We start from the raw sequence: 16,428 nt of genomic DNA, 5'->3' as shown, positions 1-16,428 counted from the left end.
TCATGGCACAATATGCATCCATGCCAGTTCTATACCGGTAAAATCGGGAACAAAAGTAGACAAAACGAGACTCCATTCTCATTTTGTCTACTTTTTATGGGACATGGGCACAAAACGGCCATTGCTGCGGGAGATTTGGTTTGGCACAGTTTTTGCTTAGTTATTTGGTGTGAAGGCGGCGAAACGGATTGCCGCTGCCGCTTATTCACAAGCTGCAGGCCATGTCATTTCAAATTCAAGAGGAGGTTGAACGTATGGTAGACGTTGTGCAGGACAAGAAGATCACGTTAAGCAGAGAAAAAGCCGGCTGGATCTTTCAAAAAATGCTGGAAATTCGTAAGTTCGAGGATAAGGTTCATGAGTTGTTTGCCCAGGGAAAGCTGCCCGGATTCGTTCATTTGTATGCCGGTGAGGAAGCGGTCGCTGTTGGCGTGTGCGCACACCTTGACGATAAGGACAGTATTACCAGCACACACCGCGGACATGGCCATTGTATTGCCAAAGGCTGCGATTTGGATGGCATGATGGCCGAACTGTTCGGAAAAGCAACCGGGCTCTGCAAAGGAAAAGGCGGGTCCATGCACATCGCCGACTTTAATAAAGGCATGCTGGGCGCAAACGGGATCGTAGGCGGCGGGTATCCGCTGGCATGCGGTTCTGCATTAACCGCCAAATATAAGAAAACCAATGCGGTAAGCGTATGCTTTTTCGGCGACGGCGCGAATAATCAGGGAACCTTTCATGAGGGGATCAATTTGGCCTCCATTTGGAAGCTGCCTGTTGTGTTCATAGCGGAAAATAACGGCTATGGGGAAGCAACCCCGTTTCATATGGCCTCTAGCTGCAAAACGATCGCCGAACGTGCAATCGCTTACAACATTCCGGGCATCCGGGTCGACGGAAAGGACGTGCTTGCCGTCTATCAAGCTGCGGAGGAAGCCGTACAAAGAGCGCGCAGAGGCGAGGGCCCGACACTAATTGAATGTGTCACCTACCGCAACTACGGACACTTTGAAGGAGATGCCCAAAAATATAAAAAAGAAGAGGAGAAAAAAGAGCATCTAAATGAAAAGGATGCCATTCAGCAATTCAGAGCTTATTTGCTGAATCAGCAGCTGTTTACAGAAGCGGATCTGGCTGAAATCGAAACATCCATAGATCAAGCGGTCGAGGCGGCTATCGAATATTCGGAACAAAGCCCCTTCCCTGACGAATCCGAGCTGCTAACCGATGTTTATGTATCTTATTAAAAGGGGGATACCAAGATGGCCAGAAAATTGAGTATGTCATCGGCAATTAATGAAGCGATGAAGCTTGCCATGCGTAAAGACGAAAATGTCATTTTGCTTGGCGAAGACGTGGCGGGCGGAGGCGGCGTTGACCATTTGCAAAATGATGAAGCCTGGGGCGGTGTATTGGGGGTTACGAAGGGCCTGGTCCAGGAATTCGGCCGCGAACGGGTTCTCGATACGCCCATTACCGAGGCAGGATTCATCGGAGCCGCGATGACGGCGGCCGCTACAGGATTAAGACCGATCGCCGAGCTCATGTTTAATGATTTCATTGGCAGCTGTTTGGATCAAGTCCTTAATCAAGGCGCTAAATTCCGCTATATGTTCGGGGGCAAAACGCAGGTGCCCGTCACGATACGTACGACGTATGGCGCCGGCTTCCGGGCGGCAGCACAGCACTCTCAAAGCCTGTACGCGCTTTTTACGAGCATTCCGGGGCTTAAGGTTGTCGTTCCCTCTACCCCTTACGATGCGAAAGGCCTGCTGCTGGCCGCTATTGAAGATAACGATCCCGTGGTCTTTTTTGAGGATAAGACGCTGTATAATGCGACCGGCGAGGTTCCCGAAGGGTATTATACGATTCCGTTAGGCCAAGCGGACATTAAACGGGCAGGCTCCGACCTGACCATTGTGGCGATCGGCAAACAAGTGCACACGGCATTAAAGGCCGCAGAACAGCTTGCGGGCAAAGGGATCGAGGCGGAAGTCGTCGATCCGCGAAGCTTGTCCCCGCTTGATGAAGATACGATACTGGCCTCGGTAAGCAAAACCAACCGGCTTATTGTCATTGACGAAGCCAATCCCCGATGCAGTATAGCGACGGATATCGCCGCATTGGTCGCGGATAAAGGATTCGATAGTCTGGACGCGCCGATTAAACGGATTACGGCACCCCATACCCCTGTCCCCTTCTCTCCTCCGCTGGAGGATATTTACTTGCCGACACCGCAAAAGGTACTGGCCGTTGTGGCTGAGCTTTTGGGGGACAAATCGCTGCAAAGCGTCTAATTTCAACATGATCGGTGGGAAAACCAATGGCTGTAGACATTGTAATGCCTAAATTAGGAATGGCAATGAAAGAAGGAACGGTTTCCATTTGGCATAAACAAGCCGGAGATACGGTTGCCAAAGGAGAAATCATTGCCGATATCAGTTCGGAGAAAATCGAGATGGAACTGGAGTGCCCTGCAGACGGAGTTCTTTTGGAGATCGTTGTACCCGAAGGGCAGGGTGTTCCTCCGGGAGCAGTCATCGGCTATATCGGCCATCCAGATGAAAAAGTGAACAGACCTGCTGCAGCTACGGCCCAACCCGCAGCCCAAAATCAAAACTCTCCCGCTGCAAGTGTAGAAACGGCCGCTTCAGCGGAGGCCGCCGGATCTCAAAAGAAAGGGGAGATCAGGATCTCCCCTATCGCTCGAAAAATGGCGGAGGCCGCCGGATTGGATATCGCTTCTATTTCAGGAACCGGCCCGCAGGGAAGGATTACGAAAGAGGATATCGAACGTGAAATTTCGAACAAATCCTCCGCCACACCGGCCCGGCAGTCCGAACCCGATATATCCGAAGACGAAGAGCAAACCGTGCAATCGCCGGTCACCGGCATCCGCAAGGTCATAGCGACCCGGATGCTTGACAGCTTGCGCCATAGCGCCCAACTCACGCTCAACTTAAAAGCCGATGTCACTGAGCTTTTGGCGCTCCAAAAACAGATCAGCGAATTTATCCGGCAGCAATATGAGGTCAAGCTGACAATAACCGATTTTATCGCCCGCGCAGCCGTCCTTTCTCTGCTGCAGCACAAACAAATGAACAGCGCTTATATCGACGATCGAATTCTTACGTACAGCCACGTTCACCTCGGCATCGCTGTCGCCCTGGATAAAGGCCTGGTCGTCCCTGTCATACGCCATGCCGAAAAACGCTCTTTGCCAGATTTGTCCCGACTCATCAAATCCTTGGCTCAGCAATCGCGCGACGGCCAGTTAGGCAGCGAGCATATGCAGGGTTCAACCTTTACCATTACGAATCTCGGCGCTTACGGCATCGAGCATTTCACTCCTGTATTGAACCCGCCTGAAGCCGGAATCCTCGGGACTGGAGCCGTTCAGGATACGCCTGTCTACCTGGGTGAAGCTTTGCAGCGCAGAAGTCTCCTCCCGCTCAGCCTTACCTTCGACCATCGGGTATTGGATGGGGCGCCGGCTGCTGAGTTTCTTCGAACGCTTAAGAGCTTTTTAGAAAATCCTTTGCGTTTGGTTCTGTAGAAAGAAGGGAAATTTCATGAAAACAATAGCTGTTATTGGAGGGGGACCTGCAGGATATGTGGCGGCGATCGTCGCCGCCAGGCAGGGTAAAGAAGTCACCCTTATCGAGCAAAAGGATTTGGGAGGCACTTGTTTAAACGAGGGATGCATGCCGACAAAGTCTTTGTTAGAGAGCGCGGAAACGGCCGAAAAAATCAAACATGCCGCACAGTTTGGCGTACGCCTCCCCTCCCATGAAGCGGAAATCGATTGGGACGGTGTTCAAGGCTACAAAAACGATATTGTAAAAAAGCTTGTCATGGGGATCGGATATTTGATGAAAAAAAATAAAATCAAGGTCCTCAAAGGAAAAGCAAGCTTTGAAACGGATCGCCGTTTATGTGTAGAGCAGGAAGGCAAACAAGTATTCGTTGAAGCGGATAAAATCATTATTGCCGCCGGCTCAGAGCCCGTTAGCCTTCCGTTTGCGCCATTTGACGGCGAATGGGTGGTTCATAGCGGCCAAGCCATGGCTCTCCCTGCAATCCCCTCTTCCCTGCTCATTGTCGGCGGCGGCGTTATCGGCTGCGAATTTGCAAGCATTTACAGCCGGATGGGCACCAAAGTAACGATGGTTGAGATGGCGGATCAGCTTATTCCGGGCGAAGATGCGGATATTGCCGCTATCCTGCGGCAGCAATTGGAAAACTCGGGTGTGACGATCCATACTTCAACGATCCTGCATCATTTGGATTCCCATGACAAAAAGGCCAGGCTCGAAAACAGTAGCGGCGTCTATGAGCTAAGCGCCGATTATGTGCTGGTCTCCATTGGAAGAAGGCCTCGGACTTCAGGGCTGGGCCTGGAAAATACCCTGGTTGAATTTTCCAAGCAGGGCATCAAGGTCAATGAACATATGCAAACCAACATTCCTCATATCTATGCATGCGGGGATGTCATCGGCGGCATTCAGCTCGCTCACGTCGCATTTCATGAAGGGACCGTAGCTGCGATGCATGCTTGCGGAGGCGATGCAAAAGTGAATTATCGGGCGGTTCCCCGCTGCATTTATACAGCGCCTGAAATTGCCGGCGTAGGAATGACCGAAAATCAGGCAAGACAGCAATACGGAGATATTCGAATCGGGGAATTCCCTTTCACTGCGAATGGAAAGGCGCTCATTCTAAATGAGCCTGTCGGCAAGGTCAAAGTGCTGGTCGAGCCTGAATTTAACGAAATTATCGGCATGTCTATCGTGGGACCCCGGGCCACGGAACTGATCGGGCAAGGCGCGGTCATGCTGCACGCGGAATTGACTGCGGATGTCATGGAGCATTGGATTGCCGCCCATCCGACATTATCCGAAGCCGTTCACGAGGCTCTGCTCAGCGCCATCGGCCCAGCTTTACATGCTTGAATGCCTTCGACAAATTCATTGCAAGGGCGGGGTTCAAATGAAAGCTGCTTTTTGGTACGGTATCCGTGATGTACGTATCGATGAAATTCCTGCCCCGGTCGTTCAACCGGGAATGGTTAACATCAAGGTGGCGTGGTGCGGCATATGCGGCACGGATTTACACGAATATATGGCGGGCCCCATCTTTATCCCCGATCAACCGCATGCCCTTACCCATCAACAGGCTCCTGTTATTTTGGGCCATGAATTTGCCGGCGAAGTCGTTGAAGTCGGCCAAGGGGTAACCAGGGTCAAGGTTGGGGACCGTGTCACGGTTGAACCGATATTGGCTTGCGGCTCCTGCATTCCTTGTCAAAAAGGATTATACAACGTTTGCGACACATTAGGGTTTCATGGTTTAAGCGGAGGCGGAGGCGGCTTTTCGGAATTTACCATGGTGAAAGAGAGTATGGTTCACCGGCTGCCCGATCCTATGTCTTATGAGCAGGGAGCCCTGGTCGAACCGGCTGCCGTTGCCCTGCATGCCATCCGCACAAGCAAATTAAAAGCCGGCGACAGCTGTGTTGTTTATGGGGCGGGTCCCATCGGACTTCTGGTGATCCAAGCGGCCCGCACGGCAGGAGCCAGCCGTATTATTGCTGTAGAGGTTTCAGAAGAACGCCAACAGATGGCCAAGGCCCTGGGAGCCCATCATATCATCCATCCGTTAAAAGAAAATGCGATCCAGGCCGTTCACCGGCTCACCAACGGCGGTGCCGATATTTGTTTTGAGGTCACAGGGGTTGACCGCTGCTTGAATGATGCCATAGATTGCGCTAAAACCGACGGTCAAATCATCATTGTTAGCATTTGGGAAAAGCAGGCGTCCATTTTTCCAAACAACCTCGTACTAAAGGAACGGGAGATCAAAGGCGTGCTGGCTTACCGCAATATTTTCCCGGCTGTCATCGACCTCATATCGGAAGGAAGATTACAGGTCGATCAATTGATTACAAGGAAGATCTCCCTCAATGATTTAACGCAAAAAGGATTTGAAGAACTGATCCGAAGTAAGGAGCACATCAAAATTCTGGTTTCACCGTCATTGGTTTAGTGAATGCCTGACAGCGATTCGCTTCCTTCCGGGAGGCGAATCGTTGTCGGGCGCAGACAGAGGATAAATTTGTAATTCCGGCGTTGTAAGCGAAACCATTTTAAGGTTATAATAGGAGAATACCAACCATGCCTACGTAAACTTTGAAGTTATATGCTGCGACATAATTTCAGAGGAGCGGGTAAAATGTTTGAAAGCGCATTCAACCTTGATATTTGGAATCGCTTCGTTCGGGAAGGTGTGCTTGATTCATCGCGCCTCAATCAAAGGATCGTTGAATCTTGGTACCGTTCCAGGAACGCGCATGTGAATCCTCATCTGGATAAGGGCAGATCGATTTTAAACAATGATCTGCTTCGCTGCCAAATGGCCAAAAATGCACTGCTTCAGGATATCGCTCTGCCTCATCTGCAGCGAATGAATTCCTTTGCGAATGATTTGGGCATGATCGCATTATTGATTGATCCGGAAGGTTATGTTCTATCCATTTCGGGCAATAAAGATGTTCAAATGGCCGCATCCAAAATGAATTTTGTCGAAGGAGTTCGATGGACGGAGGGCGAAGTCGGCACGAATGCCATCGGTACAGCTTTATCGACGGAAGAACCCATCATGGTAACGGGTACGGAACACTATTCGGTGGCTTCCCATCGCTGGAGTTGTTCTGCCGCTCCCATTCGCCACGATGACGGAAAGCTCATCGGCATCCTCGATGTTTCGTGTCCGGTCGACCGTGCCCATCCTTATATGCTCGGGATGGTGACTTCCGTTGCTTATTCGATTGAACGTGAAATCAGTATACGCCATCATAAGGATGAGATGGAGCTCATCCAGCGTTCCATGGATATCATTGAAACGGATCGGCCTGTCGTCATTTGCAACAATAAGCAAGTCGTGGTATGCGCCAGCAAACCGATTCGTCATAACATGCCGGGATGGATAGGGTCAAAACCTCATGACTTCATGGAATATGGATACGCGCTTCAAATGGAGATCCCCATCTATTCCAATGTTCATAACGGAATCATCGGAAGTGCCGTCCATTTCATAGAGGCGAAAATAAAGCCGGCCCCCCTGTGTTTCATCTCTCAGGTTCCCTCTACCCCGTTTGAATTTAAAGGAGAAAAAGGTATAAGCCAAGCTTTTCAACGCACACTGGACGAAATGAAACGGGTGGCCCCCTCCGACACCAGTGTTTATATTTCAGGAGAAACAGGAACTGGAAAAGAAGTCATTGCCCGAACCATCCATGAGAACAGTTCTCGGAAAAACGGACCCTTTGTGGCTGTAAATTGCGGAGCGATTCCAAAGGATCTGATGGAAAGCGAATTGTTTGGCTATGCGGAAGGAGCTTTTACAGGCGCACGGCGCCATGGGTATAAGGGGAAATTTGAACAAGCGAATCAGGGGACCTTATTTCTCGATGAGATTGGAGAAATTCCCCATTCGATGCAAGTTGCGCTTTTACGCGTTCTCCAGGAACGAAAAGTCGTTCCTCTTGGAAGCGCCAAAGAGATTCCTGTCGATATCAGAATCATTACAGCTACGCATCGCGACCTTGGCCAGCTTGTTAAGGATGGGAAATTTCGTGAAGACTTGTATTATCGTCTCCATGTTTATCCGATCGATGTCCCGCCTTTGCGTGAAAGGAAAGAAGACATACCTTACCTGGTCCGATATTTTTGCGGCAAGCATCAATGGAACATCCCCTTGCATCCGGCATTATTCGAGCGGTTATTGGAATACCATTGGCCCGGCAATATACGGGAACTGATCAATGTGCTTGAACGTTTGCACATTGTATCCCAGGGTGAAGAGATCGCCCCTTTGGAAACAATGCATGTTCTGGACAGATTAAATATCCGCGGAGCTCTATCTTCAAATCCTTCACTGGAACAAAACAACACCCATATCCCGGCAAATGAACCGGCACCCTGCAGCTTGCGTGATCAAATCCAAAAGGAGCAGATGACGGAAGCTTTACAAAAAACGAAAGGCAATGTAACGATGGCCGCTCAATTATTAGGTATACCCCGGAGCACTTTTTATAAAAGACTTCGGAAGTTTAATATATGATTGGCGCCAAAAACAGATTCGCAGCCGCCTCCGTTTCCACACCAGGGGCGGCTGCTTTGCTTCCCGCCTACCCCTCGAAACGATAGGTCGGCGAGCCTTTGATGCCCAGCTTGACGCGGAAAAGTCCCCCCGCATGCGGCTGCTTCTCCAATTCTTCTTCACTTAAACCTACTCTTGCCGTTGTAATATACAGCTCATCCAGATGCTTTCCCCCGAATACAACGGAAGTGACCTTGGAAGCAGGCAATGCAATCGAGTCCAATCTCTGCCCGGTAGCCGGATTCCAACGCGAAACTCGAGCGCCTTCCCATTGCGCCACCCACAGCATCCCTTCGTCGTCAATCGTCATTCCGTCAGGTATGCCTTCTCCCTCCGGTATGGTGACGACCGTCCGCTTGTTACGAATGGAGCCGCTCTCCAGATCATAATCGAAGGCGGCCACCTGCTTCGTTACCGAATCAATATAAAACATCGTTTTATTTTCTTTATCCCAGGCCAAGCCATTGGAGATCCCCACGCCATCAAGTACTTTTCTTACCTGGAGATTCTGATCCAGACAATAAAGCGCTCCGCTAATTTCTTCCTGGTTATGATCCATCGTGCCGGCCCAAAAACGTCCCTTTGCATCACATTTGCCGTCATTGAAGCGGTTGTTGGGCCGACCGGTTTCCGGCTCGGCGATCGGGATCAATGAGTCCGAAGCCGGGTTCAGCCTGTAGAAGCCATGCTGTGCAGCCACAATGAATCCCCCCGAAGCTTTCGGAACTGCGGCGCCAACCATTCGGTCTACTTCAATGAAACGGCTTTGGTTCGTTTCCGGATCAAAGCTCCAAATCTTGCCTTCAATGATATCTACCCAATACAGAAGTTGTCTGTCATGATCCCAGGCCGGACCTTCTCCCAGCGTATTCTTCACATCAAGCACCAGTTCTGCTGCATGCATCGTATCCTCTCCTCTCCAGAATGAACATCGGCGATCCCTATCCGAGCCTCCATTCATTTCAGCGTGCCACGTTGAGCACGATTTTTAATATATCCGGGTCCTTATTCTCCATGAGCTGGAATGCTTTTTCCAATTCGTGAAGTTCAAACCGGTGGCTGATGAGCGGCGCCGTATTTATTTTACCGGACTGCAGCAGTTCGATCACGGTTTTCCATACGCCGGGACTGCCTAATGACCCATGCATTTCAAGATCGTAGGTTACGAACTGATCCACGTCAAAAGCAGCCCGTTTACCTCCGCACAATCCAAGCAAACTAATCCGCCCTCCCGGCACGATATAGTCCAATAGCGATTCCACAACGGAAGCATTTCCGGTCGCTTCCACCACCGCCGTAAATAAATCCGTCCTTGTCCCGTCTTTTACATTCATCGTTTCGTCCGCACCGAGGCGTAACCCCATTTCCAAACGGCGGTGGCGGATATCGAAGAGAACCACTTTTTTCGCACCGAACGCCTTCGCCATCTGTACGGCAAGCAGCCCGACAGGGCCCGCCCCGATCACCGCCACCGTATCCTCGGGAGTAATCGATATTTTGCTTACTCCACGGAAGGCCACGGCCGCAGGCTCGATCAGGCAAGCTTCCTCATACGAAAGAGAAGCATCAAAACGGTGAAGCGCATGGGCGGGATAAACCATGTACTCCGCAGCCGCTCCGTCTTTGCCCAGCACTCCGTTTTCCAATCGTTTGGGGCACAGATTATACCTCCCCTTTTGACAATAAGAGCAATGCCCGCACGCTATCGTTGTCTCCCCAACGACCCGGTCACCTACATTAAAATCCTGTACCTCGCTGCCTAAGGCGATGATTTCCCCCGACCACTCATGACCCGGAATGACGGGAAAGGAGGATTGATTCGTTTGAAAATAGACCATCGTCCCTTGATAGATTTCCAAATCTGTAGCGCAGACGCCTAAACAATGGACTTTGACCAGAACTTCATCCTCCCTGCAGACAGGCACTTCCAGTTCGCCGCAGCGAATGATTCTCGGACCTGTGATTTGCACCGCTTGCATCGTTTTCGCCAATCTCATGCCAAGCTCCTCTCTACCTGTTTCCATGCCGCTTATTATCCGTTCATCAGCAGGAGATCATATGTTTGCCCAAATTGGCTTCGGCCAGCTCAACCATGTACTGAACCACCGCCGCATCCTGCAAAGTAGATAACGGAGCCTTCCCCTTGTCGATGCATTCATTAATAAAGTATTCAGACTCATAGAAAAACAATTCCTCATATTTGGGATAGGCTTTGCCAAGCGTACCGATCGCCCGGTTGTACAGCACATCTCTCCAGGAATAATTCATTCCTCCCTGGGTACCCAACACCTTGACCAGGTACGTCCACGGACTGCTCGTATCGTCGTCACAAGCAAAACTTGAAAAGAGAACCGCTTGTGCGCCGCCCGGCATTTCCAGCAGCATAACCGATTGATCCTCGCGTTCCAGTGTTTGATAGTGCAGTTTCGTCGCGGAACAGCTCATCGCCTCAGGCTTCCCCAGCAAATAGAGGGTCGTATACAGGTGATGGGTCATGATTTGCCGGATCACGCCCGGATAGTGTGAAGCCAGCTCCTCGCTATGATGAATGATAAATGTGAACCAGGCGCTGCATATTTGCCCGAGCGCCCCTTCTTCGATGTAGCGCTTCATCTTGATCATTTCCGGATGGTAGATATAATTGTGAGCGGGAAAGCATATACGGTTCATTTCCTGCGCCACCCGACCGATCTCGCGGATCTGCTCTACGGTCATGGCAACGGGCTTTTCGATCAGTACGTGCTTGCCGGCTTTCAAAGCCTGAACAGCCTGTTCATAATGGGCCTCCACCGGAGACAGGATATAGATGATGTCTATTTCATCGGATTCAATCAGCGCACGGGCATCGGGATAAGCCTTGGCCTGCCATTCCTTTTCCCTTCTGCTCAGCCGCTCTTGATTCAAATCCGTTATTCCGGCCAATTCCGCATGCTCCAGCTTATCAACGGACAGCTGATGCAATTCGGCCACCGCCCCTGTCCCAATGAAACCTATCCGATGCTTGCTCATTCGTATCCCTTCCCTATCCTTTAGTTTTGGAGGAGCCCATCACATTGGCCGCCACCGCGACAAACAAGACGATGCCCGTAGCCAGGTTTTGCCCGGCGGACCCAACCCCTAGCAGATTTAATCCGTTGACCAGAACGCCCATTAACAATACGCCGACCAGCGTCCTCCACATGCTGCCCACTCCGCCGAACAGCGAGGTTCCGCCCAGGATGACCGCGGCAATCGGAGGAAGCTGCAAACCGACCCCGGCTGTCACCTGAGCACTCCCGATCCGCCCGAGCATGAGAATGCCGGCGAGAGCAGCCAATATGCCGCTGATGGTTAGCACCAGTACTTTATATTTGGCGACGTTGATCCCCGACATTTTCGCCGCTTCTTCATTGCCCCCGATCGCGTAAACATTTCTTCCGAACACCGTCCTGCTTAAGATGATGTGGCTGATCACAAAGATCACTGCAAAAACAAGGACAATGGACGGAATGCCGAATACTTTGCCCGAACCGAACCATTGGAGACGGTCGGGAATGCCGTACAACGGTTGAGCGCCCGAAAACCATAAGCTGATCCCGTCCACGATAAACATCATCGACAGCGTTGCCATAAAGGTAGGTATTTTTAATTTGGCGTTGGCAAATCCGGAAACCGCCCCGACCATAGCCCCGATGAACAATGTGCAGATGATCGCAAGCCAAACCGGCAGCGCAACGCCTAATCCAAAGCCTCCGGTGCTAAGAGCGCCCGCAACTAAACCGCTGAATGTCATAATGCTCGCGATGCTTAAATCAATTTCAGCCGTAATAATGACAAAGGTTACCCCAATGGCCATAATGCCGATAATCGCCGACTGTCTTAAAATGTTAAGGATATTCGCTACAGAAAGAAAGCTTTCGGCAAGGATGGAAAAGACGATGATAATAAGGAACAAGCCGATTAACGGACCTATCGTTGTCATATCCAGCTGCCGAAGTCCTCTGCTCCCGAGAGGGACTTCCGAAGACCGTTGGAGATGTTGGTTCAGCTTACTTTCTTTGTTCGATACAGCCATCTGTTATCCCCCTTTCCCAGCTAGACCACATCCTTGAAGATATGATTCATTATATTTTCCTTCGTGATCTGTTCATTCCTTAGCTCATGGACGATCTTTCCGTGATTCATGACCAATACGCGATCCGCCATGCCGATCAGCTCCGTAAATTCCGATGAAATAAATATAATGGCGATCCCCTGCTCGGCCAGCTCCCTCATCAGTTGATAGATCTCCGATTTCGCTTTGACATCAATTCCTTTGGTGGGCTCATCCAAAATCATCAGCTTGCAATCCAGCGCCAGCCATTTGGCCAAAATGACCTTTTGCTGGTTGCCTCCGCTCAAATTGCGGACCGGAACATGCTCGGAAAAGGTTTTAATATTGAGCTTGCTTATATACTTTTTGGCCTTTTGTATTTCCAGACGGCGATGAAGCAGCAGATGCCTGACCGTATCGCGGATCGTCGTTAAATTAATATTTTCCTTGACCCCCAGGCAGCCGATGAAGCCTTCTTTTTTACGATCCTCCGTAATCATGGCAATTCCCTGTTTAATCGCATCCATAGGGCTTTTAATGACAATGGGCCGGCCGTTGAGATACGTATTTCCCGAGTCCTTCCTGTCTGCTCCGAAAATCGCACGCGCCAGCTCCGTACGGCCTGCCCCGTTCAAGCCGGCAATCCCCAGGATTTCCCCTTTGCGAACCTCCAGTGAAATATGATGAAAGTTTCGTCCGGTATACTGCTCAATTCGAAAAACAATCTCTTCTTGCACGTTTCCCTTCCCGGGATATATCGTTTCTTCATGATGCTCCGTACCCGTCATTAAAGAAATCAGGTTCTTTTCGAGATCCGGACTTTTAACGGATAAATCCAAGGTTTCGATTTGTTGTCCGTCACGCATAATGGTCACCTTGTCAGATATGGCATAAATTTCTTCCAGCTTATGCGTGATGAATATGATCGCTTTGCCGCTTGCCTTCAGCTGACGGAGCGTTTCAAACAATCGGGTCACTTCTTTGTCGCTTAAAGCGGAGGTCGGTTCGTCCAGCAGCAGGATTTCCGCATTCATGGAAAGCATCTTGGCGATCTCGACCATTTGCCGGTCAGCAATACTTAGCCGGCCGACCAAATCATTGGTAGAGATCGTTAAATTCAGCAGAGCAAGAAGCTGCTGCGCATTTTCGTGCAGCTTTTTGTAATGGACCAAGCCGATCGAATTTCGCGGCAAGCGCCCAAGATAGATGTTCTCAGCCACATTCAGCTGCGGGATCAGGCTTAGCTCCTGATGAACCATGCCGATGCCCAGCAGCCTCGCATCCTCGCTGTTTTTCATCTCGGCCCGCCGGTTGTTGACATAGATTTCCCCTTCGTAATCCGTATAAATCCCGTCGATAATTTTAATCAAAGTGCTTTTCCCGGCGCCATTGGCACCCAATAGTGTATGAATCTCGCCTTTGTATATGGATAAATTGATATCCTGGAGCACCGTTATCCCGTTGAACTGCTTGCCAATATGCTTTGTAAACAGCGCGCATTCCTTTTCTACCCGTCGGGACATTCCCGCTCCCCTTTCCATGATCGTTTTCAATAAAAGCGGAAGCTCTACCATGCCCCCGATAGAGCTCCCCGCATGGATTACCAAGCCTTTGTTTTCAGCATGTCATCCGCATTGGCTTGATCGATAAGATCTGTAGGAACCCATACCTGCTCCTCCACCTTCTCCTGATTCAAATGCTTCACTGCTGTCTTTAACCCGTCCCCGAGCATGCTTGGATATTGCAGTGCCGAACCGTATATTTCTCCCGACTTGATTTTTTCTACGGTCGATTTCTGGCCATCCATCCCTACCATAATGAGCTGCGTATCGCGGTTTGCCGCCTTGGCCGCCTGCCATGCCCCTTCAATCATCATGTCGTTATGAGCAATGAAACCGTGCAAAGTTTTATTGGCGGTCAGGATATTCTCTGCAGCCCGCATCGCAGTGGTGGATTGAAATTCTCCGTTTAAGCTGGCTACAATCTTCACCTTGGGATTGTTTTCGAGTATATTGTGAATCCCTTTCCCGCGCTCGATCGCCGCAGACGAACCGGGTGTACCTTGAAGCTCAGCCACATTCCATACCGGCTCGTTCGGATATTTTTCTTCCAATCCCTTGAGGAACAGCTTGGCGGCATTTTCCCCCATATCCTCATGGTTGGTCCCGATATGCGCGACAACCTTGGCATCCTTGGAGGTGACGCTGCGGTCTACCGTAAAGACGGGGATGCCCGCTTCATTGGCCGCTTTGATCGCCGGGGTTACGCCTTCGGTTGTAATCGGAATGAGAACGATGGCATTTACCTTTTTGACAATCATATCCTCCACATCTCTGTTCTGCTTCGCCTGATTATTCTCTGCATTGTAGAAGGGCGCTTCCACGCCTAATTCCTTGGCTGTCTCCTGCCATGACTTCTGGGCGGCTACAAAGAACGTAAATTCGAGCGACGGCACCGACGTTCCGATGACGAGCTTCTTATCCGCAGTACCGCCGCCTTGAGGCGCAGGCGTTGGAGGTTGGTTGGTTGCGCTTCCATTGGACCCGGAAGGAGCGGAACCAGAACAAGCCGTTAGAAATACGAGCAATAAAATGAGCATAGTGGTAAATCCGTTTTTCATGATGGCACACCCCTCATATCATGTTTTCATTGCTGAATTCAATGTATCAAAGCCCGGTCAAAATGACTCTACACGATTGTTCCAATATTCTGACTATTCCAACCCTTTTCTAGCATTTATTTGCCACGCTCTGGATTTTTGTTCCAATAGGAAAAAGCCGCTTACGCGGCTTTAAACGATCTGATAATGCCGATGACGAGGCAAATTCAGCCTGATGCAGGTTCCCGATCCCATTTCACTATGAATGGAGATGACGTCAGACGTTTGGTAAAAGATACGCAAACGCCGGATGACATTTTGAATACCAAGTCCCAAGCCATAGGATTCGGAATTTACATTCAGCAAACGTTCAATGGTTTCGCGGGACATTCCCGCTCCATTGTCATGGATCTCGATCTTTTCGCAGCCCTCGTCCCGATAAATGTGAATTCGGATTCGGGTGATCGTTTCCGCAGATTGAATACCGTGAACAAAAATATTTTCGACAATGGGCTGAAGGGTCAACGACGGCATTTCAATATCCAGACAGGCTTCATCCACTTCGAATTGAATGTCAATCTGATCCTGAAATCTGACTTTTTGAATATAAAGGTACTTATGGATAATATCCAGTTCTTCCCGCAGCGTTACCCGGCTCTCTACTTTTTTCAGATGATATCTCAGCAGCTTGGACAGGTTCATCATCAAATCTTCCGTTTTATAGGCTTTTTCCATGAAGGCCAGCCGGGATATAATATTTAACGTATTGAACAGAAAGTGAGGATTCATTTGACTTTGCAGCGCTTTTAACTCCATCTCCTGCAGCAGCCTTTTATATTCCTCCTGGCTTTTGACTTCTCTTAGCAGCCGCTCGATATTGTGGCCCATGACCACATAGGCCGCCATCAATTCGCCGATCTCATCCTTTCGTTCCAAAGAAATGTCGCTTACATTAAAATCGCCCGACGATATTTTGCGGGAGCGCGCCGCCAATTTTCTCAACGGCAAAGAAACACCGTGAAAAATAAACAGGGAATACAGAATACTTATCACAATGGAAACGAAAAACATGGTTCTTCCCATGATCTGAAACAAATGCTTGCTTTCTGTAATTTTAACAAACTGCTCCCGATAGGAGGTCAATTCAGAGCTTGTTATATTTCTCGTGTTGTCCATAATAAATCCGGCCAGCTTGAACGATTCATCATAATGCGCCGTATAGGCATCAATCTCCTGCCGATCATAATATGTGACGCTCACTTCCACCTCCTGTTGAAAACGATCCAGCAAATGGGTCAATTGAAGTAGCTGGAATTGGCTGTTGTGCAAAAACGTTTCTTGCTCCATGGTTGCTGCGTAATCGTTCAGCAAACGGAGCCCGGCTGTGAGATCATCACGATCTTTCTCGTAGCCCCTGCTTAAATATTGATTCAAAGAGCTTTGCGTGGCTTCCACCGTATTGGCAATGTCGTTCATTCGGACAAAGCTTCTTAAGATCATTTCATAATTATCGAGATGCTGTGTGAAATTATAATAAATGATAAACATCAGCCCGTTAAAAAAGGCGCTGAAAATAATCACATAGATAAATACC

13 protein-coding genes are annotated in these 16,428 nt (G+C 49.7%); 6 read left to right on the top strand and 7 right to left on the bottom strand.

Annotated features, from left to right (window positions below; translation table 11 throughout):
* Positions 1 to 254: 254 nt before the first annotated feature.
* From BLT35_RS08320 to BLT35_RS08295, 6 genes are all read left to right on the top strand, one after another.
* Positions 255 to 1,250, top strand: a complete 996-nt coding sequence (locus BLT35_RS08320; RefSeq protein ID WP_074727568.1) for a thiamine pyrophosphate-dependent dehydrogenase E1 component subunit alpha — start codon at positions 255 to 257, stop codon at positions 1,248 to 1,250.
* Positions 1,251 to 1,265: 15 nt separating this feature from the next.
* Positions 1,266 to 2,300 (top strand): alpha-ketoacid dehydrogenase subunit beta, encoded by a 1,035-nt coding sequence (locus BLT35_RS08315; protein ID WP_054819504.1) that lies wholly within the window; start codon positions 1,266 to 1,268, stop codon positions 2,298 to 2,300.
* A 26-nt stretch (positions 2,301 to 2,326) separates the two neighbouring features.
* The gene (locus BLT35_RS08310) at positions 2,327 to 3,559 is read left to right on the top strand and encodes a dihydrolipoamide acetyltransferase family protein (protein WP_074727515.1); all 1,233 of its coding nucleotides are present in this window, start codon (positions 2,327 to 2,329) and stop codon (positions 3,557 to 3,559) included.
* A 16-nt stretch (positions 3,560 to 3,575) separates the two neighbouring features.
* Entirely contained in the window at positions 3,576 to 4,955 is a 1,380-nt protein-coding gene (lpdA, locus tag BLT35_RS08305) for a dihydrolipoyl dehydrogenase (protein ID WP_074727514.1), read from the top strand.
* 37 nt (positions 4,956 to 4,992) lie between these two features.
* Positions 4,993 to 6,048 (top strand): 2,3-butanediol dehydrogenase, encoded by a 1,056-nt coding sequence (locus tag BLT35_RS08300; RefSeq protein ID WP_054819503.1) that lies wholly within the window; start codon positions 4,993 to 4,995, stop codon positions 6,046 to 6,048.
* A gap of 186 nt (positions 6,049 to 6,234) precedes the next feature.
* Positions 6,235 to 8,124, top strand: a complete 1,890-nt coding sequence (locus BLT35_RS08295) for a sigma-54-dependent Fis family transcriptional regulator (protein WP_074727513.1) — start codon at positions 6,235 to 6,237, stop codon at positions 8,122 to 8,124.
* Positions 8,125 to 8,191: 67 nt separating this feature from the next.
* Here the strand turns inward: BLT35_RS08295 and BLT35_RS08290 are convergent, their stop codons facing one another.
* The 7 genes from BLT35_RS08290 to BLT35_RS08260 form a co-directional block, all read right to left on the bottom strand.
* Entirely contained in the window at positions 8,192 to 9,067 is an 876-nt protein-coding gene (locus BLT35_RS08290; RefSeq protein WP_054819502.1) for an SMP-30/gluconolactonase/LRE family protein, read from the bottom strand.
* Positions 9,068 to 9,125: 58 nt separating this feature from the next.
* Positions 9,126 to 10,160: a zinc-dependent alcohol dehydrogenase gene (locus tag BLT35_RS08285; RefSeq protein WP_062409094.1), complete on the bottom strand. Its 1,035-nt coding sequence runs from the start codon at positions 10,158 to 10,160 to the stop codon at positions 9,126 to 9,128.
* A gap of 46 nt (positions 10,161 to 10,206) precedes the next feature.
* Positions 10,207 to 11,172 carry a Gfo/Idh/MocA family protein gene (locus tag BLT35_RS08280; protein WP_074727512.1) on the bottom strand — a complete coding sequence of 322 codons (966 nt, stop codon included), beginning with the start codon at positions 11,170 to 11,172 and terminating at the stop codon, positions 10,207 to 10,209.
* Positions 11,173 to 11,185: 13 nt separating this feature from the next.
* Positions 11,186 to 12,217, bottom strand: coding sequence for an ABC transporter permease (locus BLT35_RS08275; RefSeq protein ID WP_062409096.1), 1,032 nt, complete (start codon positions 12,215 to 12,217; stop codon positions 11,186 to 11,188).
* A gap of 20 nt (positions 12,218 to 12,237) precedes the next feature.
* Positions 12,238 to 13,758 (bottom strand): sugar ABC transporter ATP-binding protein, encoded by a 1,521-nt coding sequence (locus BLT35_RS08270; protein WP_074727566.1) that lies wholly within the window; start codon positions 13,756 to 13,758, stop codon positions 12,238 to 12,240.
* 77 nt (positions 13,759 to 13,835) lie between these two features.
* A complete protein-coding gene (locus BLT35_RS08265) occupies positions 13,836 to 14,855 on the bottom strand; it encodes a D-ribose ABC transporter substrate-binding protein (protein WP_074727511.1) in 1,020 nt (339 codons plus the stop codon).
* Positions 14,856 to 15,026: 171 nt separating this feature from the next.
* Positions 15,027 to 16,382, bottom strand: coding sequence for a sensor histidine kinase (locus tag BLT35_RS08260; RefSeq protein WP_175471956.1), 1,356 nt, complete (start codon positions 16,380 to 16,382; stop codon positions 15,027 to 15,029).
* Positions 16,383 to 16,428: the final 46 nt, after the last annotated feature.

It is taken from the genome of Paenibacillus naphthalenovorans (assembly GCF_900099895.1).
Classification (GTDB): Bacteria; Bacillota; Bacilli; order Paenibacillales; family NBRC-103111; genus Paenibacillus_G; species Paenibacillus_G naphthalenovorans.
This window is presented reverse-complemented; position numbering and strand designations above follow the sequence as displayed.